Origin of the sequence: Thalassobacter stenotrophicus, assembly GCF_001458315.1 — a bacterium.
Taxonomy (GTDB): domain Bacteria; phylum Pseudomonadota; class Alphaproteobacteria; order Rhodobacterales; family Rhodobacteraceae; genus Thalassobacter; species Thalassobacter stenotrophicus.
On sequence record NZ_CYRX01000033.1, the window covers coordinates 328,405 to 353,233 of the forward strand.

Genomic DNA, 24,829 nt, shown 5'->3' on the forward strand with positions numbered 1-24,829 from the left:
CTTATCCTTGATTGTCTGTTGTTTCGGCGTCTGCCGCAGGAGGGGGCGCGTTGGTGGACATGATGCTTTGTCCCGGGCGCAGTCGTTCGTTGCCGCGCACGACGACCTGATCACCGGGGGCGAGGCCCGATAATACCTCAAAACCGCCGGCCATTGCGGCGCCAATATCCACGGGGCGCGGTTGGGCGGTGCCATCGGCGTTTACGAAGACCATCCAGCCGCCCGCGCCTTGGACCAGCGCATCTTTGGGGACCGACACGACCTCACGCGGGGCGCTGACGGGAATGTCGAGCGTGACCGTCTGACCCACGGCGATGGTCACATCGGGTTGCGTGACCTCAAACCGGACGGGCCGGGTGCGGGTGGCCGCGAATTCCGTGGGCAGGATGGCGCGTAGGGTGACTTCGAGCGTGCCGCCCACATCCGTGCTGGCGGCGACGGGTTGGTCAGATTGCAGCGCGCTGATGAAGCGTGCGGGCACGTTGGCCTCAACCTCCATTGCGCCGATATCAAGCAGAGTGACCACTTGGCTGCCCACCGAAATGAACTGTCCCACCTCGGTGTTGACCTCAAGCACGACGGCGTCAAAGGGCGCGCGGATGATCGCATTGTCAAAGGCGTATTGGGCTTGGCTGCGGGCAACCTCAGCGGCGCGCAGGCGGGCCTGTGCCTCGGCGCGGGTCGCAACGGCTTCGTCAAAATCGCTCAGCCGGTCTTCGAGCTGTGCCTGCGAAATGTTGGCGTTCTCGCGCAAGGTTTCGGCCCGGCGCAAGGCGCGTTCGGCCCGGTCGACCCGTGCCTCTGCAACACCGACACCCGCGGCTGCAATGCCGGCTTCCGCCTCGGCTTGGCCGATCTGAAGGCTTAGCAATTCGGTGTCCAACTGTGCGAGGATCTGACCTGCGGTGACCTGTGCGCCGACCCGTGGCGGGACACTTTCGACCACGCCAGCGACGCGCGCGGCGACCGCGCTTTCGCGGCCTGATACGATTTGGCCAAACACGGCAATTGTGTCCGAACTGGTCTGTAGCGCGACATCTGCGGTTTCGACCATGGCGGGCCGCCCCTGCGCCAGCGTGACCGCAGGCAGGGTGCTGATGAAGGCCAAAGTGGCCAATAGTTTGAATGCGCGCATGTCTAAGTCCTTGTTTGCGGGCGGTTCACCCCGTCCGGCTCGCCATCACATAGCGCGATCTAGTACCAAACCCAACGCACAAGGATGAACAGGTGTCTGCGCGTGGCTGCGGAGTGTCTGGTGGCGGTGTTTGCCGGAAAAAGGGGCAGTCTGCCCGTAGTATGTTCGATCCTAAGGCGCGCAAAAGGGGCCGAATTTGAGCGGTTAATAAAGTCGAGTATTTTAGTATGAAATGCTTGACAGGTCGGCGGGATTGAGTAATTGACTGTATTAGTCGGAATAAGGAAAGACCCATGACATTCAAATCCACCGTCTCTGTTTTCACGCTTGCGATGGTCGCAATGACCAGCACGCCGAGCGTTGGTTTCGCCGAGGGCGAATTGAACCTTTACTCCTCACGCCACTACGACACCGATGAGCGTCTGTATTCTGATTTCACCGACGCCACAGGCATTGAGATTAACCGGATTGAGGGCAAGGCTGATGAGTTGATCACCCGGATGCAGGCCGAGGGTGCGAATTCGCCAGCCGATATCCTGCTGACCGTCGATACCTCACGGTTGGAGCGGGCTAAGGCCGCAGGTGTTTTGCAATCCATCGAAAGCGCGTCGCTAGAGGATCGCTTGCCTGATTATTTGCAGGACAGCGACAACCAGTGGTTCGGGTTTTCACAGCGTGCGCGGATCATTTTCTATGACAAAGCGGATGTGCAAAACCCGCCCAAATCGTACCTAGAGTTGGCCGACCCCGCATATGAGGGCATGGTGTGCCACCGCTCGTCCACCAACGTGTATTCCCAGACCTTGATGGGGGCGATCATTGCCAACCACGGCGAAGAAGCGGCGCAGGAATGGGCGGCTGGCTTTGTGAACAACTTTGCCCGTGATCCGCAGGGCGGTGACACCGATCAGCTGCGCGGGCTTGTCTCGGGGGAATGTGATATCTCAATCTCGAACACCTATTATTTCTCCCGCGCGTTGCGCCGCGATGTGGACGGGCTGAATGCGGAGGCGCTGGCCAGTATCGGTTGGGTCTTCCCTGCGCAGGACGCGGAAGGCGCGCATATGAACCTGTCGGGGGGGGGTGTTGCTGCCCATGCGCCGAACAAGGAAAATGCGATCAAGTTTCTTGAATACCTCGCCAGTGATCAGGCGCAGCAGTATTTCTCGGCCGGGAATGATGAATACCCCGCAGTGCCGGGTGTGGGGCTAAGCAGCTCTGTGGCCGCACTTGGGATCTTTAAGCCCGATGATCTGCAAGCCTCTGAGATCGCGGCGAATGTGCCCAAGGCACAGGCTATTTTTAACGCGGTGGGCTGGGAATAGATCCAGCCAAATCACAACGCAAAGGGCGTGCCGCTGGGCGCGCCCTTTTTTGGTTTAGGCCGGGATGACTTTATGCATTATCGCGGGCCACACGCCGACACAGCAACACCACCGGGACAAGGCCCAGAAGGGCGATCATCAGGCTGGGCACTGCCGCCCCTTGGAGGCGTTCATCCGAGGCGAGGCGATAAGCCTGCACCGCGAGTGTGTCATAGTTGAAGGGCCGCATGATCAGTGTTGCAGGCAGTTCCTTGATCACGTCCACGAATACGATCAGGGCGGCTGTGAAAAGGCTAGGGGCGATAATCGGCGCGTGTACGCGGCGCACAAGCCCGCCGACCCCTTGGCCAAGCACCCGCGCGGCGGCGTCCATATTAGGGCTGACTGCGGAAATCCCGCCCTCGTATGAGCCAAGGGCAGCGGCCATAAAGCGGATCAGGTAGGCAAGGATCAGCACCCAGATAGAGCCGGTGAACAACAGCCCCGTGGAGACATCAAACGTCGCCCGCATCCATGCGTCCAACGTGTTGTCAAAGGCCGCAAACGGGACCAGCAGGCCCACAGCGATCACCCCTCCGGGCACGGCATAGCCCAAGCGTGCGATGTAAAGGGCCGCACCTGTCAGGCGCGTGGCCTTGACCCGGTGGACAGAGCCCAAAACAATCGCACCGGCCACTGTCAGCAGGGCTGCGATGGTCGCCAGCGTCAGCGTGTTTTGGATGAAGCCGATGTAGCGGCGGCTAAAGATGTCCTGCTCAGACCCGATGGCCATGGTGGTTAGCGTGATGACCGGGATCACGACGCCCAGCACGACGGGCAGCAGGCAAAGCGTCATTGCCCCCCATTTCCGCGCGCCGGTTAGTTGCAGCCGGACCATCGTCTCTTGGCGGCGGCCGTTGTTGTAGCGTACGTTGCCGCGGCTGTAGCGTTCCAGCATCGCGAGCAGGAGGGCAAAGGCCAGCAACCCCAGCGCGAGTTGCGCGGCGGCGGCGCGGTCAGCCAGCGTGAACCAGCTTGTGTAGATGCCCGTGGCAAATGTTTGGACGCCGAAATAGGCAACGGTGCCAAAGTCCGCGATGGTTTCCATCGTGGCGAGCATGACGCCCGCTGCAATGGCAGGGCGGGCAAGCGGTAAACAGACGGAGAAGAACGCCCCCGTAGGTGTGCGTCCCAGCGCGCGGGCCGCGTGGAATGTCGTTGCACTTTGGCCCATGAACGACGCGCGCGCCAAAAGGTAGACATAGGGGTATAGCACCAGTGTCAGCATCATCGCCGCCCCGCCAATAGAGCGGATTTCGGGGAACCAATAATCCCGTGGGCCCCAGCCAAACATGGTCCGTAGGGTGGTTTGCACGATGCCCGGGTGATCAAGGATATGGGTGTAGGCGTACGCAAGGACATAGGCCGGAAAGGCCAGCGGGATCACCAGTGCGATTTCGCATAAACGACGTCCGGGGAAGTCCGTCATTGTGACCAGCCACGCCGCGCCTGCGCCCAAACAGGCCGTGCCGAATGCCACGCACACAACCAGTATCAGGGTTGCGGATGCGTAGCGCCCCAACACCGTATTGCTGAGCTGTTCCAGCGTGTCGAATGAGCCTGAGAAAGCCGCGAGCAAGACCGCGACGTGCGGCAAGAGGCACAAAAGCGCGATCACACTGGCGGTGATGACAAAGAAGCGTCCGGATAGGAAAGCGGCCAAGGCGGGCTCCGTCAGATTGGGTTGTGGGGTTGATACCCCGATGCTGCCTGACAGAAAAGCTAAGAAAAAGGGCCGCCCCCAGAAGGGACGGCCCAAAAGCGTGGGATGTGGGCTGCTTAGACCAGGTCGAAGCGATCCGCGTTCATGACTTTGGTCCATGCGGCGACAAAGTCGGCGACCAGTTTAGGCTCACCATCGCTGGCGCCATAAACCTCGGCCACGGCCCGCAGTTGCGAGTTGGAGCCAAAGACCAGATCGACGGCTGTGCCGGTCCATTTGGCGGCGCCGGTTGCGCGGTCTTTGCCTGCGTAGGCGGTGTCACCGGTTTTGGTCCACTCAGTGCCCATGTCGAGGACGTTGACGAAGTAGTCGTTCGTCAGCTGACCTTTGCGGGTGGTGAACACGCCGTGATCGGAGCCGTCGTAGTTGGCGCCAATCGCACGCATCCCGCCGACCAGTGCGGTCAGCTCGGGCGCGTTCAGGCCCAGCAGTTGCGCGCGGTCCACCATCAGCTCCGCAGGGGCGCGGGTCTGGCTGGCGGCGACGTAGTTGCGCATCGCATCCGAGCGCGGCTCAAGCCAGCCGTAGCTGTGCGTGTCCGTCATCTCTTGGGTGGCGTCGGTGCGGCCCGGTGTGAAGGGCACGGTGACGTCGTGGCCCGCGTCCTTGGCGGCTTTTTCCACGGCGGCGGAACCGGCCAGTACGATCAGGTCAGCCATGGACACCTTGGTGTCGCCCTTGGCATCAAAGTCCGCTTTGATCCCTTCGAGGACGTCCAAAACCTTGGACAACTCAGCAGGATTGTTGACTTCCCAATCCTTGGCAGGTGCCAAACGGATACGTGCGCCATTGGCCCCACCCCGTTTGTCTGACCCGCGGAAGGTCGCGGCCGAGGCCCACGCCACACGGGTCATTTCCTGTACGCTCAGACCGGATGCCAGCAACGCGGACTTGAGGTCTGCGACGTCCGCGTCCGATACCAAGGGGTGCGTGACGGCGGGAACTGGGTCCTGCCATGGCTGTGGCTCGGCGGGTACAAGGGGGCCAAGGCCGCACTCATAGGGGCCCATGTCGCGGTGGGTCAGCTTGTACCAAGCGCGGGCAAAGGCGTCCGCAAATGCGGCTGGGTCCTTGTGGAACCGCTCCGAGATTTCGCGATAGGCGGGATCGGTACGCAGAGCCAAGTCAGCGGTGGTCATGATCGGCGCGTGACGCTGTGCGGCGTCGTGTGCGTCGGGCACGATGTCACCGGCGGCTGGGTCTGTTGGGATCCACTGATGTGCGCCAGCGGGTGAGGACGACAGTTTCCACTCATACCCGAGCAGAATGTCGAAGTAGTCGTTGTCCCACACGATGGGGTTCCGCGTCCAAGCACCCTCGATGCCGGAGGTGATTGTGTGCACGCCCTTGCCGCTCTCGTAAGAGTTTGCCCAGCCGGTCGCCATGGCTTCAAGGGGGGCACCCTCAGGCTCTGCGCCAACGTATTGGCCGGGATCGGCGGCGCCGTGGGCTTTGCCGAAGGTGTGACCACCTGCAACCAAGGCGACGGTTTCTTCGTCGTTCATGGCCATTTTCAGGAATGTCTCACGCACATCGTGGGCCGATGCCTGTGGGTCCGGGTTGCCCATGGGGCCTTCGGGGTTCACGTAGATCAGGCCCATTTGCACGGCACCCAACGCACCGATCAGTTCGCGTGGGTCGTTGTAACGCTCGGTGTCGTCGCCCAGCCATTCGGTCTCGGGGCCCCAGTAGATGTCTTCCTCAGGCTCCCAGATGTCTGCGCGGCCACCGGCGAAACCAAAGGTTTCAAACCCCATGGATTCCAGCGCGACGTTGCCTGTCAGGATCATCAGGTCGGCCCAGCTGAGGCTTGCGCCGTACTTTTGCTTGATCGGCCACAGGAGGCGGCGGGCTTTGTCGAGGTTACCGTTGTCGGGCCACGAGTTCAGCGGTGCGAACCGCAAGTTGCCTGCCCCCGCGCCACCGCGACCATCGCCGACACGGTAGGTCCCGGCAGAGTGCCATGCCATTCGGATAAAGAAGGGGCCGTAATGGCCGTAGTCTGCGGGCCACCATTCTTGGCTGTCGGTCATCAACGCGTGCAGATCGGCGCGAACGGCGTCCAGATCAAGCGTTTTGAACGCTTCGGCGTAGTTGAAATCTGCGCCCATGGGATCGGGCGTTTTGCCCTGCTGGTGCAGCACTTTGAGGTTCAACTGGTTTGGCCACCAATGCTGGTTCGCGGTCGAACCGGTGGCGCTTGTGTTATGCATCACCGGGCATTTGCCGGCGCTGTCTACGGGGGCTCCATCCATGGAAACTCTCCAAATCTGTTGGTTAAGGGTGACGGCGTACGTGCAGCAAACATGCCGTCTTGGAATTATTCTAACATCCGAGTTAAATCAGGGGAACTTGTTTTATCTGATAGTGATGATAAGAATTTCTGATGATGAATTTGACACTCAAACAACTCAGATATCTGGATGCCCTCGCCGCACAGGGGCATTTTGGCCGCGCCGCTTCGATCTGCGCGGTGTCACAGCCCGCGCTGTCTATGCAGATCAAGGAGTTGGAGGGTAGCCTTGGCCTTGCACTAGTGGAACGCGGCGGGCGGCAGGTACGATTGACGGAATTTGGGGCGCGGTTTGTGGCCAAAGCCCGCGAAGTGCTCGCACAGGTCGAAGACATGGGTGAGATGGCGCGCGCTGCCCAAGACCAACTGATGGGCCGTTTGCGGCTGGGCGTGATTCCCACCATCGCGCCATATCTGTTACCGCAGGTCATGACCGCGCTGGGCCGTAGTCATGCTGGGCTGGACCTGCATGTACGCGAAACGCAAACGCATCGGCTGTTGGCGGACGTTGAGGCTGGGTTGCTAGAGGCGGCGATTGTCGCCCTGCCAGTGTCTGAGCCGGGGCTGACAGAAGTCGCGTTGTTCGATGAGCCCTTTGTTCTTGTGCGACCCGGGTCTGAGGCAGGTCGCCCTGTGCCGGACGCCCGCGCTATGGCAGAAATGCGGCTGCTGCTGTTGGAAGAGGGGCATTGTTTCCGCGACCAAGCGCTTGAGTTTTGTGGCCTCAGTGGTGTGGGGCGTGAGGCGTTGGACGCCTCATCGCTGTCGACGTTGGTGCAAATGGTGGATGCCGGAATTGGTGTGACGCTTTTGCCGGAAATGGCGGTGCGGTTGGAAACGCGCTCCACGCAGGTGGACGTCACGGCCTTTGCGGGTGCGCAGCCACCGACCCGGACCGTCGGGATGGTCTGGCGCCGGTCCAGCCCGCTTGCCGCGCAGCTGCATGACATTGCGCAGGTGGTGCGCGCTGCAGCCCTAAGCTAGCTGCGCGCAGGCACGCCGAACAATCCGCCCATATGCTGGGCTGCGACCCGTTGCACCACGATCAACGCGATCACCCAGCCTGAGGCGACCGCCGTCGCGATGCCGAACCACACACCCCAGACATCAAAACCCATGACACCCACGAACAACCAGATGAATGCGGCGACGCCAAACCCCTGGCGGTAAAGGCTGATCCACAGCGTGTAGACCGGTTGTTTTAGCGCCTGAAGGATCGAGTTGATGGAAAACAGCATCATGTAGATGGGGAACAGGATCGCATCGACTTTCAGGTAACTTGCGCCGACCGCGATGACCTGTGGATCGTCCGAAAACAGGGATACAAAGTAGGCCCCGCCAAACCACAGCGTCGGCGTGGCGATGACGGTCATCGCAAAGCCCAGCTTCCAGCAGTAGAACAACGCGTCGCGGACGCGGTTGTGGTGTCCGCCGCCAAAGTTTTGCCCGGCGATGGGCAAGAGCGCGCCGGTCATGCCCAAAACAGGTAAGAGCAGGATCTGTTCAATCCGCAGGCCGACGCCATAGGCCGCAATCGCGCTTTCGCCAAAGCCCTTGAGCGCGAATTGCACAACGAAGCCTGAGATGAACATCACCATCATCGCGGTGGAGGAGGGCAAAAGCTGCGCTGTGATCGCCCGAAAACGGCCCATATCGGGGGCAAAGGCTGCGCGGGTGATGCCTTCGAAAATCTCAAGCTGTGAGACGCGGTAGAGGATCCAGACCATCACGCCGGTTTGGCTGAGCACGGTCGCAATCGCGATGCCGTTAAATCCAAAGCCCAGTGTGAACATCAGCAGCGGGTTGAGGACGATGTTTGCCACGAAGGCGACCATCAACGCCCGCTGCATCGAGACCGTATCGCCATGCGCCTGAAGGATGCCGTTCGCCCCATAGGACATGAAAAACCCGGGCAGCGAAAAAATCAGCACGTAGAAATAGCCCATTGCCGCATCGCGGTAGCCGCCCGGTTCGGACACGATCGTGATTAGGGCGGGACCTATGAAATAGGCAACGCCCATCAAGATCGCGGTGGCGATGATCCCGTAGGTAATGCCTTGCGCGGCGGTGGCGCGGGCGTCTTCCGTATTCTTGGCGCCCTTCGCGTTTGAGACAAGCGCGCTCATGGCGGAGCTGAGGCCAAAGCCGATGGCCATAAAGATGAAAAACGCTTGGAAGCCGATGGCCAAACCGGCCTGCGCTTCGGTCGAAAGCATCCCCGCGTAAAACACGTCCACCACGTTATAAAGCGTGGCAAACAGCATCCCCATGGCCGCAGGCACCGCCAACCGCCAAAAGTGGCCCGACATGGGGCCCTCGGTCAGGTCGTATTCGCGACGGTTCTTCATTGCTCGGCTGCTTGCATTTTACGCTCAAGCCAGCGGACACCCGCAGAGACGATGAGGATCAAAATCAAATACTCCACCACAAGGATCGTATAAATTTCGAGCGGTCGATAGACGCTCACGGACAACTCATTCGCCTTGCGGGTCAGTTCCTGCATGCCAATGACCGACACAAGCGACGACATTTTGATCATATAGACGAATTGATTGCCCAAGGCGGGCAGGATGCGGCGGATGGCTTGGGGCAAGATCACATAGCGCATCGTATCGCGGTAGTTGAGCGAGATGGACTGCGCGGCCTCATACTGGCCCCGCGCAACGGACTGGATGCCCGCGCGGAAAATCTCGGCTTGAAAGGCGCTGTCTGATAGGGCGAGCGCGAGGACCCCGGCCCAAAAGATCGTCAGGTTGATGCCCGACACGACAGGCAGCCCATACCAAACCCACAAGATAAGCACGAGGATCGGAACGGCACGGACCAGCTCGACATAGGTGCGATTGACCCCGCGCCAGCCGCGGTGTTTCGACAGGCCGGGCAGGGCAATCAAAAGCCCTATGACCACGGAAAAGCAGATCGCCGTCAGCGAAAGGGCGATGGTCCAATACGCGCCAGACGCCAGGAATTTGAGGTTGTTCCAACCGGTCGTCGTGGTCGGATCAATGATGTACCAGCCCCAGTTGGCGCCACCACACCCGGTCAGCAACAGCAGGGGAACGAGTAGGAAAATACGGTTCATGACGCGCCCCTAATGGTTGAGAATTTGATTGAGGAAGGTGGCAAAGCGCGCGGATTTTGGTGCCTTGAATACCTGCTCTGGGGGGCCGATCTCAACGATCTCGCCCTTGTCCATAAACACCATGGTGTCGGCGACTTTGCGGGCAAAGCCCATTTCGTGGGTTACCACGATCATCGTCATGCCAGAACGGGCCAGCTCAACCATCACATCCAAGACTTCCGCGATCATTTCCGGGTCTAACGCAGAGGTCGGCTCATCGAAGAGCAAAATGCGCGGCTCCATGCACAGGGAGCGGGCAATAGCCACGCGCTGTTGCTGGCCGCCCGACAGTTGGCGGGGCAGTTTGTTGGCCTGATCAGGGATGCGCACACGTTCAAGGTACAGCATGGCGCGGGCCTCGGCCTCTTCCTCGCTGAGCCCTAATGCGCGCCGTGGCCCTAACGTGAGGTTTTCGAGCACGGTCAGGTGCGGGAACAGGTTGAACTGCTGAAACACCATGCCCACGGTGCCGCGAATGTGATCGAGTGTTTTGTCGCTCAGCGTCACACCATCCACCACGATATCGCCGGCTTCATGTGCCTCAAGGCGGTTGATGCAGCGGATCAATGTGGATTTGCCCGACCCTGAGGGGCCACAAACCACCACCCGCTCGCCTTCCTTTACGCAAAGCGAGACGTCCTTGAGCGCTTGAAACTCATCAAAAAACTTGGAAACGCCCTGCATCGAAATGAGGGGCGCCGTGTCGGCATCGGGCATGGAAGGTCTTTCTGGCTAGTGTCAGATTTTTACAAACTATAGTGTCATAAAAATTAGACACCACTGGGCATTTCTTTCCTCGAATGGCAAACTATGTCCCAATCATCAAACAGGAAGGTATCCCGATGACTTTTTTCAAAACCACCGCGACGATTGTCGCACTGGCCGCGAGCACCGTGGCCGCGCACGCACAATCCGTCTTGCAGGAAATCCTGTCGGAGGGCGTGCTAAAGGTCGGCACAACGGGTGACTGGAACCCGATGACCATGCGTGACGTCGCCACCAACAGCTACACGGGTTACGACATCGACGTGATGACCCAGCTCGCCGCCGATTTGGGCGTTGAGGTCGAATTCGTGCCCACCGATTGGAAAACACTGGTCGCTGGTGTGACCGCCGGTCAGTACCACATCACGGGCTCCGCGTCCGTATCGCCCGCCCGCGCCAAGGCGGCAGGCTACTCCAACAGCTATTTCTCGCTGGCGACTGTGCCGCTGACGCTCAAAGAAAACGCCGGCCGTTTTTCTGAGTGGGAAGATCTCAATCAGGCAGACGTCAAAGTTGCGGCGACCTTGGGCACCACCCAAGAGCAGCAGGTCAAAGCCTTCTTCCCGAATGCTGAGCACCGCATCGTTGAGGCCCCTGCACGCGACTTCCAAGAAGTCCTCGCAGGCCGCGCTGACGCCAACATCACGTCCAACGTTGAGGCTAACAAGCTGGTCGCACAATACGAGCAGCTGATGATCGTGCCCGTGTCCCAAGGCCGCGCGCCCACACCCATCGCGATGCTGATGCCACAGGCTGATCAGGTCTGGATCAACTACGTCAACACATGGATCACGCTCAAGCAAGAGCAGGGTTTCTTTGACGAACTGGGCGTGAAATGGCAGCTTCTGGCTGAGTAATGCACGACCAACCGCATAAAAAGGCCGTCCTTTGGGGCGGCCTTTTTTGTGCAATCTACTGTAACGACATCGCCCACGCTGGGACGCGGGCAAAACCGCGCTAACTCTGCCCAAACACAGGCCCGGAGGCTCCATGCTCACAATTTATAATGTCCCCGTTTCGACCTACACCGCCAAGCTGCGGGTCACGCTGCGCCACAAAGGCCTTGCGTGGGAAGAACTGCCACCACCCGGCGGCTACGGGTCGGCAGAATACAAAGCCATCGTACCCTCTGGTAACATCCCCGCCATGGTGCATGAGGGCTTTATGCTCGCCGATAGCGAAGCTATCGCAGAATACCTCAACGAAGCCTTTCCAGAGATCCCAATGCTGCCCACTGATCTGCGCCAACGCGCCAAAGCGCGCGAATTCGGACGGCTGCACGACACGCGGCTCGAACCCAATGTGCGGGCGCTTTTCCCGCAGGTTGCCTATGCCACGCGCGACATGGACGCGGTCCAAACCTGCGGCGCGGCCCTCAGTCAAAGCCTCAAAGCACTCGACCTTTTGCTCAGCCACTCCCAACTACCCACGGATCAATTGTGGCTGTGCGATGCAGGCTTCGCCATTACGTTCGCATGGATTGATGCAATGGAAACCGCGCTTGGCGTACCCGTCGATTGGCCCGCCCCAGTGCGCGCTTACCAAACGCGCCTAAAGGGGTTCAGCGCCGTCTCAGATGAGTTGGAATTTTACCGCCCCGCAATGGACGATTACCTCCAAAAAGCACGGCCCTGAACTCGGGCAAAACACTCTTTGGTTTCCAAATATCCCGGGGGAGGCGCGGCAGCGACGGGGGCAGCGCCCCCTTCACGCCCGGCGCAATCTCAGCGCGTTGGTCGCCACAAAGACAGAGCTTAACGCCATCGCGCCACCCGCCAACATCGGCGACAGCATCACGCCCCAAACGGGGTAGAGTGCCCCCATCGCCACTGGTATTAGCGCAGTGTTGTAGGCGAACGCCCAAAACAGGTTTTGCCGAATGTTGCGCATGGTTGCTCGGCTTATGGCCACGGCACGTGCCACCCCGCCCAAATCGCCAGACATCAAGACGACATCCGCAGCTTCCATCGCGATATCCGTCCCGGTCCCGATGGCAAGGCCCACGTCCGCCAAGGCGAGGGCCGGTGCATCGTTGATCCCATCGCCTACAAAGGCCAATGGCCCGTCCGCGCGCAACCGCTCTAATGCAGCGGTCTTGTCTGCGGGCAGGCACTCTGACACCACAGTGTCGATCCCAAGCGTCGCGGCAACCGCATCCGCGGTAGAGGCTGCGTCGCCGGTGATCATTGCAACCCGTAACCCCATCGCTCGCAATGACGCGATTGCGGCTGGTGTGCTGTCTTTGATGCGGTCCGACACTCCGATCGCTGCCACCAATTGGCCATCTATAGCTGCATAAAGGGGCGTTTCTGCGGGGCTGAACTGCGCGTCAATATCTAGTGGTATGCCTAGTTCAGCCATAAAGCGCGCCGCACCCACATGCATTGTTTTTCCGTCGACCAAGGCGCTCGCGCCCATGCCGGGGGTGGCTTTGAACTCAGTTGCTCCAAGCAGGGGCAAATCATCCGCTGCGCGGCAGATCGCTTGTGCAATGGGATGCTCGGATTGGCTCTCTACGGCGGCGATCTGGGCCAAAATCGCGCCTCGGTCCAGCCCCTCACGTAGGGTGAGGGTCGTCAACTCCGGGCGGCCCTCCGTCAGGGTGCCGGTCTTGTCAAAGGCAATCGTCTTCACCGTCTCAAGGCGTTGCAGCGCCTCGCCCTTACGAAACAAAACTCCCAGATCTGCGGCGCGGCCCGACCCGACCATGATGGATGTCGGCGTGGCCAGTCCCATGGCGCAAGGGCAGGCGATGATCAGGACCGATACACCCGACACGAGCGCCAGCCCCAGCGCAGGATCCGGGCCGAACATCAGCCATATCCACACGGTCAACGCCGCCAACCCCATTACTACGGGCACGAATACCCCTGTGACCCGGTCCACCAAGGCTTGCACTGGCAGTTTCGCGCCTTGGGCGGTTTGGACCATGTCGATGACCTGTGCCAATACGGTGTCGCGTCCCACGGCGCGAGCCTCCATCACCAATGCGCCGGTGCCGTTGACCGTGCCGCCAATGACCTGCGCGCCGGGTGTTGCGTGCACTGGCACCGGCTCGCCTGAGATCATGCTTTGATCCACAAAGCTGTCGCCCGATACAACGATGCCGTCCACGGGCACGCGCTCTCCGGGGCGGATGTGCAAATGGTCGCCGACTATGACGTCCGCAAGGGGGCGTTCAACGGGGCCTGCGTCGGTCTCGACCCGGGCGGTTGCCGGGCGCAGGCCAATCAGCCGGGTGATAGCCGCTCCGGTGCGGCCCTTGGCGCGAGCCTCTAGGGTGCGGCCCAACAGGATCAGGGTGCAGATCACCGCCGCTGCCTCAAAATAGACGGCTTGTGTCCCCTCCGGCAGGACGCTCGGCGCGAACAGGGCCACGGTGGAAAACCCCCACGCCGATGCGGTGCCAAGGGCGACAAGCGCGTTCATCTCGGGGGCGCCGCGCAACAGGCTGGGCACGCCCAGTCGAAAGAACACTGAGCCGGGGCCGGCCAACACAGCTGTCGTCAGCACGAATTGGATGAACCAACTGGTGCGCATGCCGATGGTTGTGTGAATCCAGTGATGAAAGGCGGGTGATAGGTGACTGCCCATTTCGAGGATGAATACCGGCAGGGTCAAAATGCCTGCGATTAAAGTGGCGCGTTGCAGTGCGGTGCTTTCGGCGGCTTTCCTATCAATCTGGGGGATTGCATCGTTTGCGACCTCGGCCGCGTATCCAGCATCCGTCACCGCTTGGGCCAATTGGGCGGGTGTTGCAACGCCCTCTGCATAGGTGACCTGTGCGGTTTCGGACGCAAGGTTGACGCTTGCCTGTGTGACGCCAGGGACCGCGCGCAACGCGATCTCAGCACGACCAACGCATGAGGCGCAATGCAATCCCGTGATCGTAAGCTTGGCCTGCGATGTGGCCGCAGGATAGCCCGCCGTTTCGAGGGCGGCGTGTGCGGCTTGGATCGCATCAAGCCCCGCGACTTGCATGTGTGCAGTTTCGGAGGCGAGGTTCACCTGCGCCGACGTGACACCCGGAACTGCCGCTAATGCGGCCTCAGCGCGCCCCACGCAAGACGCGCAATGCAGGCCGGTGACGGAAAATGTGACAGTGTGGGACATGGGTGCTCCTCCCCATTCAGATAGGAACAAAACCCTCTATTTGCCAAGGCCCGCCGCGTGCGGCGAAAGCGTCAGGGCAGGGGATCTGTGCGGTACAGTTGCACCTTGAGGCCGCCGTGCGCGATCGGCCCCTCGGTCGGTAAGAGCGGCAGACCAGTTGCCTTTGCCAAGCCACCGTCAGAGGTGATGATGCCAACCCGCCAGCCGCTAAACCGTTCCAACAGAGTTTTGCCAAGCGCCCCATAGAGCGAGAACAGCAGTTTGCGTTCACCGATGCGCGCACCATAGGGCGGGTTGACGATCACAAGGCCGGGGGGCGTGTCGGGCGGGGTCAGGTCGCTGACAGCGGCACGCGTGAACGTCACGCCGACGCCTGCGCGCGCGGCATTGTCTGTGGCCATCTTGATAGCGCCTGCATCCCGGTCGGAGCCGCAGAATAGCGTGTCGGGGTCGGCTTTATGGTCTTGGGCCTTTGCGCGCATCGCGGCCCACGTTGCGGCGTCAAAGGTGGCAAGCTGTTCAAAGGCAAAAGTACGACTGCGCCCCGGTGCGATACCTGCCGCAATCTCGGCGGCTTCAATCACAAAGGTGCCGGAGCCGCACATAGGGTCCACCACGGCCTCACTGCCCGTGAACCCACATTGCCACAAAAACGCCGCCGCCATGTTTTCGCGCATGGGGGCCTTGCCCACGCCGGCCTTGTGGCCGCGTTTGTGCAGGCTTTCACCGGAGGTATCGATGCTGATAGTGCATAGGTCGTCAAAGATGCGGACCTTGAGCACGACCTCAGCCTCAGCCGAGAGGGTGACGCCCGCGCTTTCGGTCAAGGCGCGCTCGACCCGCTGTCGTGCGGCATTATCGTGATAGATCTTGGATTTGCGGCAGGTCACTTCGACGCGCACAGGCACATCGGTGCGCAAAAATGCCGCCCAATCGAATTTGCGTGCACGTTTGTCCAACTGCGCAAGGTGGAATGCCCGAAAGCTGCCCACTCGCGCCAAAACCCGGCCCGCGCTGCGCAGCCACAGGTTAGCCCGCCATACATCGGGCCAGCTGCCCTCAAACGTGACGCCGCCCGGAACGATCTGCGCCCCGGTAAAGCCCAATTCGGCCACTTCGGCGCACAAAGTGTGTTCTAGCCCCGGTGTGGTCGTCGCAAAGATTTCAAAATTGCCCATCCCGCGTCCCTAGCGCCAAATGCCCGCCGCAGCGAGCCGAAAAAATATAGGCCCATGTCGGTATGTTGTGGGAATTTCTGTCGGAACGTTTATCTTTTCGGGACCCCCACGACGAGGGTGGGGCAAAAAATGGGAGAGATCTGATGAAGATGTTTACGAAAGCGGCCTTCGCGGCGGCTGTTTTGGCCGTCGGTGCCATGGGAACAGCAAAAGCCGAAGAAGCCAACTATGTGCTGTCGACTGCCTCCACCGGTGGCACCTACTATCCCGTCGGCGTGGCCCTTTCCACGCTGGTGAAGGTCAAGCTGCAGCCAAAGCAAAAAATCGGCATGTCCGCGATTTCGTCGGCAGGTTCGGGCGAAAACGTCCGTCTGATCCGCGAAGGCGAAGCACAGTTCGGCATTTTGCAGGGTCTGTTTGGCTACTACGCGGCAACGGGCACCGGCCCGCTGGCAGAAGTCGGTCCCCAAGAACATCTGCGCTCGGTTTCGATGCTGTGGCAGAACGTTGAGCAATTCATCATCGCCGCTGATGCGGCTGAGAGCGGTACGCTGTCGGATGTGACGAAACTGTCGGGCGCGTCCATGGCTCTGGGGCGTCAAAACTCCGGCACCATCGGTTCCAACGCCGCTCTGATGGCCGGCTTGGGCATCGACATCAACGAAGCGTTCGATCTGGTGTACGCAGGCTACGGCCCTTCGGCTGAGGCGCTGCAAAACGGTCAGGTCAAAGGTATTTCGACACCCGCAGGCGTGCCCACTGGCGCCGTCAGCCAGCTTATGGCATCCGCAGGTGACAGCGTGAAATTCCTGAACGTGACACCCGAGGAATTGGCCGCCGCAGACGGCGGTCGTAACCTTTGGACGCCCTACACCATCGCGGCTGGCACCTACCCCGGTCAGACCGAGGACATCCAGACCATGGCGCAGCCTAACTTCTTGGCCACGCATGCCGATCTGCCCGAAGAGCACGTCTACATGATCACCAAGACCATGTACGAAAACCTGCCCTTCTTGCAGGCGATCCACCCTGCGACCAAAGCGATGGCAATTGAATCCGCCATCGCCGGTCTGCCAGTGCCGCTGCACCCCGGTGCGCAGCGCTACTACGAAGAAGTCGGGATCGAAATCCCAGCGCGCCTGATCGCGCAATAAGCGACCTTGGGGCCAGCGAAACGAACCGCTGGCCCTTTTTCTATTCCGGGGAGGGGATACGATGGCTGACGCAACACCAGTGGACCGCGAAGAGGGCGGTTTGACACGGGAATATACCGGCTTTGCAGGCGTGCTTTTGGGGGTTCTATGCGCAGGCATCGCATTGGTTCACCTGTATGTGGCGCTTGATCCCTTTATCTCGGAGTTGCAACGCAACGCCTTTCACTATGCGGGCTTTGGGTTCTTGGCCTGTCTGTTGTACCCGCTGGCGTCCAACCCAGTCGTTCGTGCGCTGGATATCCTGTTCGGCGTCCTGATCGCAGCCTCTGCCATTTATTTATCCCTCGCGGAGAACGCGATTTATGACCGTGGGGTTAAGCTCATCACGTTGGATTGGATCGCGATTGGCATCTGCGTCGCGGGCGCGGTTGAACTGACGCGTCGCCTGACAGGGATGATCATCCCCACGCTGATCGTGCTCGCGCTGACCTATGTCGGCTGGTGGGGCTCACTTATTGGGGGGGTCTTTTCGTTTCCGGGGCTCAGCTGGGAAACAGTCGCGTTCCGCTCAATCTATGGGGATGATGCGATGTTCGGCACGATTGCGCGGATATCCTCGACCTATGTTTTCTTGTTCATCATCTTTGGCGCGTTCTTGCTGCGGTCTGGCGCGGGTGAGTTCGTAATCGACCTTGCGCGCGCGGTTGCGGGCAAGCTGGTCGGTGGCCCAGGGATTGTCGCGGTGATCGCGTCTGGGCTGACGGGTACGATTTCGGGCTCTGCAGTTGCGAATACGGCGTCCACCGGGGTGATCACTATCCCGCTGATGAAGAAGGCTGGGTTTAAGCCCAAGTTCGCTGGCGGGGTCGAGGCCGCGTCCTCTACAGGTGGGCAGTTGATGCCGCCGATTATGGGGGCTGGGGCGTTTGTGATGGCCAGCTTCACGCAAATTTCATACGAGACGATTGTCGCTGTCGCGGCGCTTCCGGCGCTTTTGTATTTCCTCTCTGTGGCGTTTTTCGTCCGGATTGAGGCCAAGCGCATGAACCTCGCCCCAATGCCATCGGATGGCCAAACACTTGGCTCGGCCTTTCGCAAAGGCGGCGCGAGTTTTGTCATCCCGATCACCCTGCTGATAGGCATGCTGGTCGCGGGCTTTACGCCCACCTATGCTGCGGTTTTCGGCATTGTGGCCGTGATCGCGTCCAGCTGGCTGACGCAAAACCCAATGGGCCCCAAAGCCGTGTGGGAGGCATTGGTTCTCGGCACAAAGAACATGGTTCTAACGGCGGTTTTGTTGTGCGCGGTTGGCTTGGTTGTGAACGTGATCACCACGGCGGGCGTGGGCAATACCTTTAGTCTGATGATCGCAAGCTGGTCGGGTGGGAACATCCTAATCGCGATTTTCTTGATCGCGCTCGCATCTTTGGTTTTGGGCATGGGGTTGCCGGTGACGGCGGCCTACATCGTGCTCGCCACGCTATCGGCGCCCGCGCTGGCGGGGATGATTTCGGACCGATTTGTGATTGATGCCTTGGTCGCGGGAACGTTGGCAGACCCGGCAAAGGCGATCCTGATGATCGGCGTGCCCGAGGCGATGATGGCATTGGCGGGACCGATGGACCCTGCGGCTGCAAGCGCGTTGGTTGGCGGCTTGCCACTAGAGCTGGCGGCCCCTTTGCGCGACTTGGTTGTCCCGCAGGATGTGGCCGTGACCGCGATTTTGTCGGCGCATATGATCATCTTTTGGTTGTCCCAAGACAGTAACGTGACGCCGCCTGTGGCGCTGGCGGCCTTTACTGCGGCCGCGATTGCGCGCGCACCTGCGATGGCCACCGGCGTGGCTTCGTGGAAGCTGGCGAAGGGGTTGTATATCGTACCCGTCCTGTTCGCCTACACGCCGCTTTTGTCGGGGGATTGGGGGGCGATGCTGACGGTGTTCGCATTTGCTGTCTTGGGCATCTATGCACTTGCCGCAGCACTTCAGGGCTGCATGGAGGCACCCTTGGGCGTGGTGTGGCGCGCGGTGGTGGTTGTGGCAGGCGTGGCCTGCCTCTGGCCCTCTGATATCCGCGTTCAGTTGGTTGGCGCGGCGGTCGTTATCGTGAGCTTGATCATCAACCTGCGGGTTGCGAAATCTGTGCCTCAGCCCACGCCATAAGCGCATCAAGATCGGGGGCGACTTCAACTGCGAGGCCCCCGGTAAACTCCTGAAATGCGGGCAGATTGGCCCCGTTGAGACCACACAAAACGGGCAGGTCGGCGGCCATAGCCTCTCCGATCAGGGGGCGAAATCCGCGGCCCTGCGCCTCATGCTTGCCGAACTTGTTCACGAGCAATAGGTCCGCGCTGTCGAGCGCTTGGGACGTTGCGGCCACCGCTTGTTCCAACGCGGCAGGGTCCAAACGGCAGCCGCGTGCGCCGACCCCGAGGGATTGCGATATCCGCAGTACTTCGCCGGAATGCAGCACCGTAAGGTCCATGTCACATTTACGCTCGGGGCCGCAGTCTACGTTACGTTGCACAACGCCTGCGCAGGTGACGCCGCGCGCGCTGAGCCGCTGGGCCAGTTGGGCCAGCAGCAGGTCCATATCGCCCTTTCCGGGCATCATCGTATAAGCAAGTGTCATTGGCGCAGTGTGCACCTTAGTGGCGCTAGTTCAACGTCAGATTGCTGAGTTGGGCGCGAATAAATGTATCGGTGTCGTCCGCGTCCGCCGTAACCCCCACACCGATCAACACACCTGGCCCGGTGCCAAACGCCGCGCGGTAGTCAGAGGCCAGATCCACGGTTTCGGTGTGCTGGCCCGTGCCCGCACCCCGGCGCACGAGGGTGCGAAGGCCGGGGTGATAAGGGCTTTGCATGACGGTCCCACGGGTTTTGTCGCCGCCCCAGACGTACACAAGGGCGGTTGTGTTTTTATCCCGCAGCAATCGAGCCGCGCGGTTTGGGTTAACATTCTCGGCGTTTTCGGCGGTGGTATAGACGAAATAGAGCGCGATATTGCGATCATCGCCGCCCTTTTGAGCCAAGTCTGTGGGCGGCACGCTTTGTTGTACCGTCCACGCCCAGCTTGCGGCCTGTGCACCGCGCAAACCCTCAGGCACAGCGCGCCACAAAAGCGAGACCGTTCCATCCGACACAATGTCCAATGCGCTGCCCTTCTGGGCGTAGTCATTTGAGAAAAGGCGGAGAAAGCCTTGCTCACGCCAAGAGCCGTCAAAGGGGATTTGTGTCGCTGCCGCAGGCAGGGTGAGGGTGCAGGCCACGAGGGTGGCGATGATGGAGTGTCTCATGTGGGCAGTTGAGCAAGGTGCGCGGCATAAGGGAAATCACAAGGCTGTGGGTAGTTTTGATCAGCTTGTGGATCGTTTGCCGCTTAGACATGCATTTTGTCCAACACACCGCATATAGTTGTGGACAACCCCAAGACACACCAAATTAAGTCTTTACAGACTCACCCCTCGGCGGGCACCATATTTTGTATAGAGGGGGCAAAGCCGCCCTTTCCTTAGATTTCGACCCCGTCCCTTGTAGTGACCTTGAGCAAGGGGCCAAGGTAAAAGAGGTGCAGCCCATGAGCGCGTCCGAGCAATTTTACGAGACCGATGAGCTTCACCCTATCGACGTGGTTGAGACGCTTGCTGCGCACCACGAGTGGGAATTTGACCGCACCACTGACGATCAGATATCGATGTCGATTGAGGGTCAGTGGCGCACATACTCGATCACGCTGGCATGGTCCGAGTACGATGAAACGCTGCGTCTGATCTGCACGTTTGAGATGGAGCCGCCAGAGGCCTCGCTGCCCGGGCTGTACGAGTGTTTGAACCTGTGCAACGACATGTGCTGGACGGGCCAATTTTCGTATTGGGAGCCGCATAAATTGATGGTGTACCGCTACGGCCTGACGCTGGCTGGGGGCGCGTTTGCGTCGCCTGATCAGATCAACCGCATGATCGAGGCTGCCGTCACCGGGTCTGAGCGGTTTTACCCCGCGTTTCAGCTGGTCTGCTGGGCGGATCGCAAGCCAGAAGACGCGATGCAAGTCGCCATTGCGGAGGCCTATGGCCGCGCCTAAGTTGCCACCCCAAGAGGGGGGCTTAAGATGGATTTCACAAACGTAAACGCGCGCGGCCTTGTGCTGTTGGGCTGTGGTAAAATGGGCTCAGCAATGCTGGCCGGTTGGCTGGCGGACGGCCTGTCCCCTTCCGCGGTGCATGTGATTGATCCGGCCCCTTCGGACTGGCTACAGTCCCAAGGCGTGGCCCTGAACGGTCCGTTGCCGCCATCCCCTGCGATTGCCATAATCGCGGTAAAGCCGCAGATGATGGGGCAGGCGCTGCCGCAACTTCAATCTCTTGAAAACACCCTGCTTTTGTCGATCGCAGCGGGTACATCTATCGCCGCATTTGAGCAGCATTTCCCAGGCGCCGCCATTGTGCGCGCCATGCCCAACACCCCTGCCGCCATCGGTCAGGGCATTAGTGCGATGGTCGGAAATGCCGCCACAACTGCGGATGATCTGGATCTGGCTGAGGGTATTTTGCGCGCCGTTGGCGAGGTTGTGCGCCTTGACGCTGAGGATCAAATTGACGCCGTGACCGGGCTGTCCGGATCGGGCCCCGCGTATGTGTTTCACCTGATCGAAGCTATGGCAGCGGCGGGCGTGGCGCAGGGATTGGACCCTGAACTGGCCCTTAAACTCGCGACGCATACCGTGGCCGGAGCGGGAGCGTTGGCCATCGCATCGGATGAAGGCCCCGCACAATTGCGCATCAATGTGACCTCGCCCAACGGGACGACACAGGCCGGGCTAGAGGTTTTGATGCCTGAATTGCCGGAGCTGATCGCGCGTACCGTTGCCGCCGCGACCTCTCGTTCCAAAGAGTTAAAGGGGTAGGGCATGACCGACCTCAGCTTTGATGACTTTCTGAAGGTTGATATTCGCGTGGGGCAGATCGTGCGCGCGGAACCCTACCCGGAGGCTCGCAAGCCGGCGATTAAGGTTTGGGTCGATTTCGGACCTGATATTGGTGAGAAAAAAAGCTCTGCCCAGATTACCAAACACTACGCGCCGGAGGATCTGCCGGGCCAAAAGGTGCTGGCGGTCGTTAACTTCCCACCCCGTCAGATCGGAAAATTCATGTCCGAAGTACTTGTGCTTGGGGTGCCGGATGAGGACGGAGAGGTGGTTTTGCTAACCCCCGATAAGGACGTGCCAATTGGCGGAAGGATGTATTGATGAAGCTGCTGATTTCACGGCGTTTGCCCGAAACGAATATGGCTGAAATTGAGGGTGACGCGCGTTTTGACGTGACCACCCGGACGACGACACAACCGATGTCGCGAGACGAATGTGTGGCCGCTTTGGCGGACTACGACATCATCTTGCCGACCCTAGGTGACCTGTTTTCTGCCGAAGTTTTTGAGGCGGCCAGTGCCATCCGGTGCAAATTGTTGGCGAATTTTGGCGTGGGCTACAATCATATCGACGTCGCCGCTGCACGTGCGCATGGGATAGAGGTGACGAACACGCCGGGGGCCGTGACTGATGCTACGGCGGATATCGCGTTAACCCTTATGTTGATGACCGCTCGACGCGCTGGTGAAGGCGAGAGGATGCTGCGCGCCGATGGTTGGGACGGCTGGCACCCCACTCAGATGTTGGGGTTTCACCTTAGCGGTAAGCGGCTCGGGGTGATTGGAATGGGCCGGATCGGACAGGCCATCGCGCATCGCTGTCGTGCGGGTTTTGGCATGGACGTAGTCTATTATAATCGTTCGGAAAAAGCGGTTGAAGGCGCGCAGCAACTTCCGAGTGTTGAGGACGTATGTGCGCAGGTTGATGTTGTTGTTATGGCCGTGCCAGGCGGGGCGGAGACGCATCATCTAATGAATGAGGCGGTGTTTGCCGCGATGCAATCACATGCGATTTTTGTGAATATCGCACGCGGGGATGTGGTGGACGAAGCAGCCCTTGTGGCCGCACTTCAGGCCAAACAGATCGCTGGTGCAGGGTTGGACGTTTACGAATTTGAACCAAAGGTTCCCGCCGCCCTCAAAGCGATGGAAAACGTTGTTTTGCTGCCGCACCTGGGCACCGCAGCGTTGGAAGTACGTGAGGACATGGGGCGCATGGCATTGGCCAACGTGATGGCGTTCACAGCCGAAAGACCGGTGCCGAATGCAGTCTAACTGTTTGTAGCTTCGCGAAAATGTCGTCGGCAGAGAGACACGTAACGATCATTGCCGCCGACCTCAATTTGCGCGCCTTCAGTTAGGGCGCGACCATCAGCATCGGTGCGGATCACCATCGTGGCCTTGCGCCCGCAGTGACAAATCGTGCGGACCTCGCGCATTTCATCCGCAAGAGCGAGAAGCGCTGCCGAGCCGGGAAACAGCTCACCACGAAAGTCGACGCGCAGTCCGTAACACATCACCGGGATGCCTAGATCATCCACTGCGCGCGCAATTTGCCAGACCTGTTCGCGCGTCAGCCATTGGGCTTCATCTACCAACACACACGCGCAGGGCCCTTGTGCGAGCCTGTCTTGAATTATCTCAAATATGTCAGTCGTTTGATCGTAGATATCGGCCTTCGCTTCGATCCCAATACGGGAGCCGATGACGCCAACATCCCCAGCACGATCATCAAAATTCGCGGTCAGCAGATAGGTCTGCATACCGCGTTCAATGTAGTTGTATGATGCCTGCAACAGCAAAGTCGATTTGCCGGCATTCATGGTGGAATAGTTGAAATATAGCTTGGCCATATGGGTTTATCCGTGGCCGAGGGGCAAGGTTCAAGGGGCTTTTACCCCCGCTTCACCCTCATTAACGCAAAGCCATTTTAGTGCTTGGTTAACACGACTGATCCCACGGAATAGCCCGCGCCAAAGGAACAGATCAGCCCGCGATCACCCGGTGCCATATCGCTTGAGTGTTTTGAAAACGCGATGATCGAGCCTGCTGATGATGTGTTGGCATAATCCTGCAGGATATTTGGCTGCTCAAACGGTTCAGGCGTGCGGCCAAGAACCTTTTTGCCGATGAAGTCGTTCATTGCTTTGTTCGCCTGATGCAGCCAAAGCCGCTTGAGATCAGCGGCTTGCACGCCTTCATCTGCCATATGCGCTTTGATGTGCGCCGAGACCATGGGCAGCACTTCCTTGAAGACCTTGCGGCCGTTTTGCATAAATTGCATGTCCCGCCGATCCTCCATTTGATCGCGTGTGCGACGGAGAAACCCGTTGTTGTTGCGAATGTTGTTCGAGAATTCAGTCGCGCAACGGGTGCTGTCGATCCGAAAGCCAGAGGTTGCGTCGGCCTCAAGCAAGAGCGCAGTTGCGACATCGCCAAAGATGAAGTGGCAGTCACGGTCTCGCCATTCGAGGTGTGCGGAGCAGATTTCAGGACAGATGACCAAGGCTTTGGAAACACTGCCTGATTTAATCATATCTGCCGCAGCTTGCAGCCCAAACGTGGCCGATGAGCAGGCGACGTTCATGTCAAATGCAAAGCCCCCGGCGCCCAGCAGTTGCTGGATCTCGATCGCGACGGCTGGATAGGCGCGTTCGTGGTTCGATGCCGCGCAGATCACAAGGTCTACGTCTGCGGCGTCAGTCCCGGCCATTTTGAGCGCCGTGCGTGCCGCATCTATCCCCATTTCGGCCATTTGACCGGGTGCGTCGTCTGGCCGTGGGGCGAGCTTTGGAAACATGCGGGTAGGGTCGAGAACGCCCTCTTTATCAACGACATATCGTTGATTGATCCCCGAAGCGGATGTGATGAAATCGGCGCTGGAGTGTGCGATTGCCTTTACGGTGCCAGCCGCGATTTCTTCTGCGTGTTCTTCATTCTGGGCATCGGCGAACGCGTTAAAGGCCACCACCAATTCATCATTGGTAATGATCTGCGAGGGTGTGAAAACCCCGTGTCCGGTGATGGAAACTGTCCGCATTTGCCCCCTCCGCTTGTGT

At 59.9% G+C, this 24,829-nt stretch carries 22 protein-coding genes; 10 read left to right on the forward strand and 12 right to left on the reverse strand.

What is annotated here, in order from left to right; all coding sequences use genetic code 11:
* Nucleotide 1: 1 nt before the first annotated feature.
* Nucleotides 2-1,135, reverse strand: a complete 1,134-nt coding sequence (locus THS5294_RS16125) for an efflux RND transporter periplasmic adaptor subunit (RefSeq protein WP_058124538.1) — start codon at nucleotides 1,133-1,135, stop codon at nucleotides 2-4.
* A gap of 332 nt (nucleotides 1,136-1,467) precedes the next feature.
* On the opposite strand from THS5294_RS16125, the gene THS5294_RS16130 reads away from it, so the two are divergent.
* On the forward strand, nucleotides 1,468-2,460 hold the full coding sequence (locus THS5294_RS16130) for an extracellular solute-binding protein (protein ID WP_233486513.1): 993 nt from the start codon (nucleotides 1,468-1,470) through the stop codon (nucleotides 2,458-2,460).
* Between the two features lie 70 nt (nucleotides 2,461-2,530).
* Here the strand turns inward: THS5294_RS16130 and THS5294_RS16135 are convergent, their stop codons facing one another.
* Together THS5294_RS16135 and katG are read right to left on the reverse strand one after the other, a co-directional pair.
* A complete protein-coding gene (locus tag THS5294_RS16135) occupies nucleotides 2,531-4,162 on the reverse strand; it encodes an ABC transporter permease (protein WP_058124540.1) in 1,632 nt (543 codons plus the stop codon).
* Between the two features lie 116 nt (nucleotides 4,163-4,278).
* Nucleotides 4,279-6,477, reverse strand: a complete 2,199-nt coding sequence (gene katG / locus THS5294_RS16140; RefSeq protein WP_058124541.1) for a catalase/peroxidase HPI — start codon at nucleotides 6,475-6,477, stop codon at nucleotides 4,279-4,281.
* Between the two features lie 131 nt (nucleotides 6,478-6,608).
* Here katG and THS5294_RS16145 point away from each other — a divergent pair, with 131 nt between their 5' ends.
* Nucleotides 6,609-7,499 (forward strand): hydrogen peroxide-inducible genes activator, encoded by an 891-nt coding sequence (locus THS5294_RS16145; RefSeq protein WP_058124542.1) that lies wholly within the window; start codon nucleotides 6,609-6,611, stop codon nucleotides 7,497-7,499.
* Here the strand turns inward: THS5294_RS16145 and THS5294_RS16150 are convergent.
* From THS5294_RS16150 to THS5294_RS16160, 3 genes are read right to left on the reverse strand one after another with little or no spacing between them, the layout of a single operon-like run.
* Entirely contained in the window at nucleotides 7,496-8,863 is a 1,368-nt protein-coding gene (locus THS5294_RS16150; protein WP_058124543.1) for an MATE family efflux transporter, read from the reverse strand. The two genes, THS5294_RS16145 and THS5294_RS16150, sit on opposite strands and share 4 nt — an antisense overlap.
* Complete coding sequence (locus tag THS5294_RS16155) at nucleotides 8,860-9,597, reverse strand: amino acid ABC transporter permease (RefSeq protein ID WP_038004530.1); 738 nt, start codon at nucleotides 9,595-9,597, stop codon at nucleotides 8,860-8,862. Before THS5294_RS16155 ends, THS5294_RS16150 begins: the two co-directional genes overlap by 4 nt.
* 9 nt (nucleotides 9,598-9,606) lie before the next feature.
* Entirely contained in the window at nucleotides 9,607-10,353 is a 747-nt protein-coding gene (locus THS5294_RS16160) for an amino acid ABC transporter ATP-binding protein (protein WP_058124544.1), read from the reverse strand.
* A 125-nt stretch (nucleotides 10,354-10,478) separates the two neighbouring features.
* On the opposite strand from THS5294_RS16160, the gene THS5294_RS16165 reads away from it, so the two are divergent.
* Nucleotides 10,479-11,258 (forward strand): transporter substrate-binding domain-containing protein, encoded by a 780-nt coding sequence (locus THS5294_RS16165; RefSeq protein ID WP_058124791.1) that lies wholly within the window; start codon nucleotides 10,479-10,481, stop codon nucleotides 11,256-11,258.
* Between the two features lie 133 nt (nucleotides 11,259-11,391).
* Nucleotides 11,392-12,036, forward strand: coding sequence for a glutathione S-transferase family protein (locus THS5294_RS16170; protein ID WP_058124545.1), 645 nt, complete (start codon nucleotides 11,392-11,394; stop codon nucleotides 12,034-12,036).
* A 72-nt stretch (nucleotides 12,037-12,108) separates the two neighbouring features.
* Here the strand turns inward: THS5294_RS16170 and THS5294_RS16175 are convergent, their stop codons facing one another.
* Together THS5294_RS16175 and THS5294_RS16180 are read right to left on the reverse strand one after the other, a co-directional pair.
* A complete protein-coding gene (locus tag THS5294_RS16175) occupies nucleotides 12,109-14,514 on the reverse strand; it encodes a heavy metal translocating P-type ATPase (protein WP_058124546.1) in 2,406 nt (801 codons plus the stop codon).
* A gap of 71 nt (nucleotides 14,515-14,585) precedes the next feature.
* On the reverse strand, nucleotides 14,586-15,692 hold the full coding sequence (locus THS5294_RS16180; RefSeq protein ID WP_058124547.1) for a THUMP domain-containing class I SAM-dependent RNA methyltransferase: 1,107 nt from the start codon (nucleotides 15,690-15,692) through the stop codon (nucleotides 14,586-14,588).
* 143 nt (nucleotides 15,693-15,835) lie between these two features.
* Here THS5294_RS16180 and THS5294_RS16185 point away from each other — a divergent pair, with 143 nt between their 5' ends.
* Complete coding sequence (locus THS5294_RS16185) at nucleotides 15,836-16,846, forward strand: TAXI family TRAP transporter solute-binding subunit (protein WP_038004542.1); 1,011 nt, start codon at nucleotides 15,836-15,838, stop codon at nucleotides 16,844-16,846.
* Between the two features lie 61 nt (nucleotides 16,847-16,907).
* Nucleotides 16,908-19,007, forward strand: a complete 2,100-nt coding sequence (locus THS5294_RS16190; protein WP_058124548.1) for a TRAP transporter permease — start codon at nucleotides 16,908-16,910, stop codon at nucleotides 19,005-19,007.
* Here the strand turns inward: THS5294_RS16190 and THS5294_RS16195 are convergent.
* Nucleotides 18,964-19,476, reverse strand: a complete 513-nt coding sequence (locus tag THS5294_RS16195; RefSeq protein ID WP_058124549.1) for a DUF2478 domain-containing protein — start codon at nucleotides 19,474-19,476, stop codon at nucleotides 18,964-18,966. The two genes, THS5294_RS16190 and THS5294_RS16195, sit on opposite strands and share 44 nt — an antisense overlap.
* Nucleotides 19,477-19,501: 25 nt before the next feature.
* Complete coding sequence (locus THS5294_RS16200) at nucleotides 19,502-20,143, reverse strand: DUF3047 domain-containing protein (protein ID WP_058124550.1); 642 nt, start codon at nucleotides 20,141-20,143, stop codon at nucleotides 19,502-19,504.
* A gap of 281 nt (nucleotides 20,144-20,424) precedes the next feature.
* On the opposite strand from THS5294_RS16200, the gene THS5294_RS16205 reads away from it, so the two are divergent.
* The 4 genes from THS5294_RS16205 to THS5294_RS16220 are packed head-to-tail and all read left to right on the forward strand — an operon-like array spanning nucleotide 20,425 to nucleotide 23,045.
* A complete protein-coding gene (locus THS5294_RS16205) occupies nucleotides 20,425-20,928 on the forward strand; it encodes a type III secretion system chaperone family protein (RefSeq protein ID WP_038004549.1) in 504 nt (167 codons plus the stop codon).
* Between the two features lie 27 nt (nucleotides 20,929-20,955).
* Complete coding sequence (gene proC, locus THS5294_RS16210; RefSeq protein ID WP_058124551.1) at nucleotides 20,956-21,750, forward strand: pyrroline-5-carboxylate reductase; 795 nt, start codon at nucleotides 20,956-20,958, stop codon at nucleotides 21,748-21,750.
* Between the two features lie 3 nt (nucleotides 21,751-21,753).
* Nucleotides 21,754-22,092 carry a tRNA-binding protein gene (locus THS5294_RS16215; protein ID WP_038004554.1) on the forward strand — a complete coding sequence of 113 codons (339 nt, stop codon included), beginning with the start codon at nucleotides 21,754-21,756 and terminating at the stop codon, nucleotides 22,090-22,092.
* On the forward strand, nucleotides 22,092-23,045 hold the full coding sequence (locus tag THS5294_RS16220; RefSeq protein WP_058124552.1) for a 2-hydroxyacid dehydrogenase: 954 nt from the start codon (nucleotides 22,092-22,094) through the stop codon (nucleotides 23,043-23,045). Before THS5294_RS16215 ends, THS5294_RS16220 begins: the two co-directional genes overlap by 1 nt.
* Here the strand turns inward: THS5294_RS16220 and THS5294_RS16225 are convergent.
* The gene (locus THS5294_RS16225; protein WP_058124553.1) at nucleotides 23,042-23,623 is read right to left on the reverse strand and encodes a thymidine kinase; all 582 of its coding nucleotides are present in this window, start codon (nucleotides 23,621-23,623) and stop codon (nucleotides 23,042-23,044) included. The genes THS5294_RS16220 and THS5294_RS16225 overlap by 4 nt on opposite strands.
* A 77-nt stretch (nucleotides 23,624-23,700) precedes the next feature.
* Nucleotides 23,701-24,810: a beta-ketoacyl-ACP synthase III gene (locus THS5294_RS16230; protein WP_058124554.1), complete on the reverse strand. Its 1,110-nt coding sequence runs from the start codon at nucleotides 24,808-24,810 to the stop codon at nucleotides 23,701-23,703.
* Nucleotides 24,811-24,829 lie beyond the last annotated feature (19 nt).

Excerpts from the sequence above, each read along its gene's own strand:
- THS5294_RS16190 (WP_058124548.1), top strand. The coding sequence starts at position 16,908 with ATGGCTGACGCAACACCAGTGGACCGCGAAGAGGGCGGTTTGACACGG.
- proC (WP_058124551.1), top strand. The coding sequence starts at position 20,956 with ATGGATTTCACAAACGTAAACGCGCGCGGCCTTGTGCTGTTGGGCTGT.
- katG (WP_058124541.1), bottom strand. The coding sequence starts at position 6,477 with ATGGATGGAGCCCCCGTAGACAGCGCCGGCAAATGCCCGGTGATGCAT.
- THS5294_RS16185 (WP_038004542.1), top strand. The coding sequence starts at position 15,836 with ATGAAGATGTTTACGAAAGCGGCCTTCGCGGCGGCTGTTTTGGCCGTC.
- THS5294_RS16165 (WP_058124791.1), top strand. The coding sequence starts at position 10,479 with ATGACTTTTTTCAAAACCACCGCGACGATTGTCGCACTGGCCGCGAGC.
- THS5294_RS16155 (WP_038004530.1), bottom strand. The coding sequence starts at position 9,597 with ATGAACCGTATTTTCCTACTCGTTCCCCTGCTGTTGCTGACCGGGTGT.
- THS5294_RS16125 (WP_058124538.1), bottom strand. The coding sequence starts at position 1,135 with ATGCGCGCATTCAAACTATTGGCCACTTTGGCCTTCATCAGCACCCTG.
- THS5294_RS16195 (WP_058124549.1), bottom strand. The coding sequence starts at position 19,476 with ATGACACTTGCTTATACGATGATGCCCGGAAAGGGCGATATGGACCTG.
- THS5294_RS16220 (WP_058124552.1), top strand. The coding sequence starts at position 22,092 with ATGAAGCTGCTGATTTCACGGCGTTTGCCCGAAACGAATATGGCTGAA.
- THS5294_RS16170 (WP_058124545.1), top strand. The coding sequence starts at position 11,392 with ATGCTCACAATTTATAATGTCCCCGTTTCGACCTACACCGCCAAGCTG.
- THS5294_RS16150 (WP_058124543.1), bottom strand. The coding sequence starts at position 8,863 with ATGAAGAACCGTCGCGAATACGACCTGACCGAGGGCCCCATGTCGGGC.
- THS5294_RS16225 (WP_058124553.1), bottom strand. The coding sequence starts at position 23,623 with ATGGCCAAGCTATATTTCAACTATTCCACCATGAATGCCGGCAAATCG.
- THS5294_RS16180 (WP_058124547.1), bottom strand. The coding sequence starts at position 15,692 with ATGGGCAATTTTGAAATCTTTGCGACGACCACACCGGGGCTAGAACAC.
- THS5294_RS16215 (WP_038004554.1), top strand. The coding sequence starts at position 21,754 with ATGACCGACCTCAGCTTTGATGACTTTCTGAAGGTTGATATTCGCGTG.
- THS5294_RS16205 (WP_038004549.1), top strand. The coding sequence starts at position 20,425 with ATGAGCGCGTCCGAGCAATTTTACGAGACCGATGAGCTTCACCCTATC.
- THS5294_RS16230 (WP_058124554.1), bottom strand. The coding sequence starts at position 24,810 with ATGCGGACAGTTTCCATCACCGGACACGGGGTTTTCACACCCTCGCAG.
- THS5294_RS16175 (WP_058124546.1), bottom strand. The coding sequence starts at position 14,514 with ATGTCCCACACTGTCACATTTTCCGTCACCGGCCTGCATTGCGCGTCT.
- THS5294_RS16130 (WP_233486513.1), top strand. The coding sequence starts at position 1,468 with ATGGTCGCAATGACCAGCACGCCGAGCGTTGGTTTCGCCGAGGGCGAA.
- THS5294_RS16200 (WP_058124550.1), bottom strand. The coding sequence starts at position 20,143 with ATGAGACACTCCATCATCGCCACCCTCGTGGCCTGCACCCTCACCCTG.
- THS5294_RS16145 (WP_058124542.1), top strand. The coding sequence starts at position 6,609 with ATGATGAATTTGACACTCAAACAACTCAGATATCTGGATGCCCTCGCC.
- THS5294_RS16160 (WP_058124544.1), bottom strand. The coding sequence starts at position 10,353 with ATGCCCGATGCCGACACGGCGCCCCTCATTTCGATGCAGGGCGTTTCC.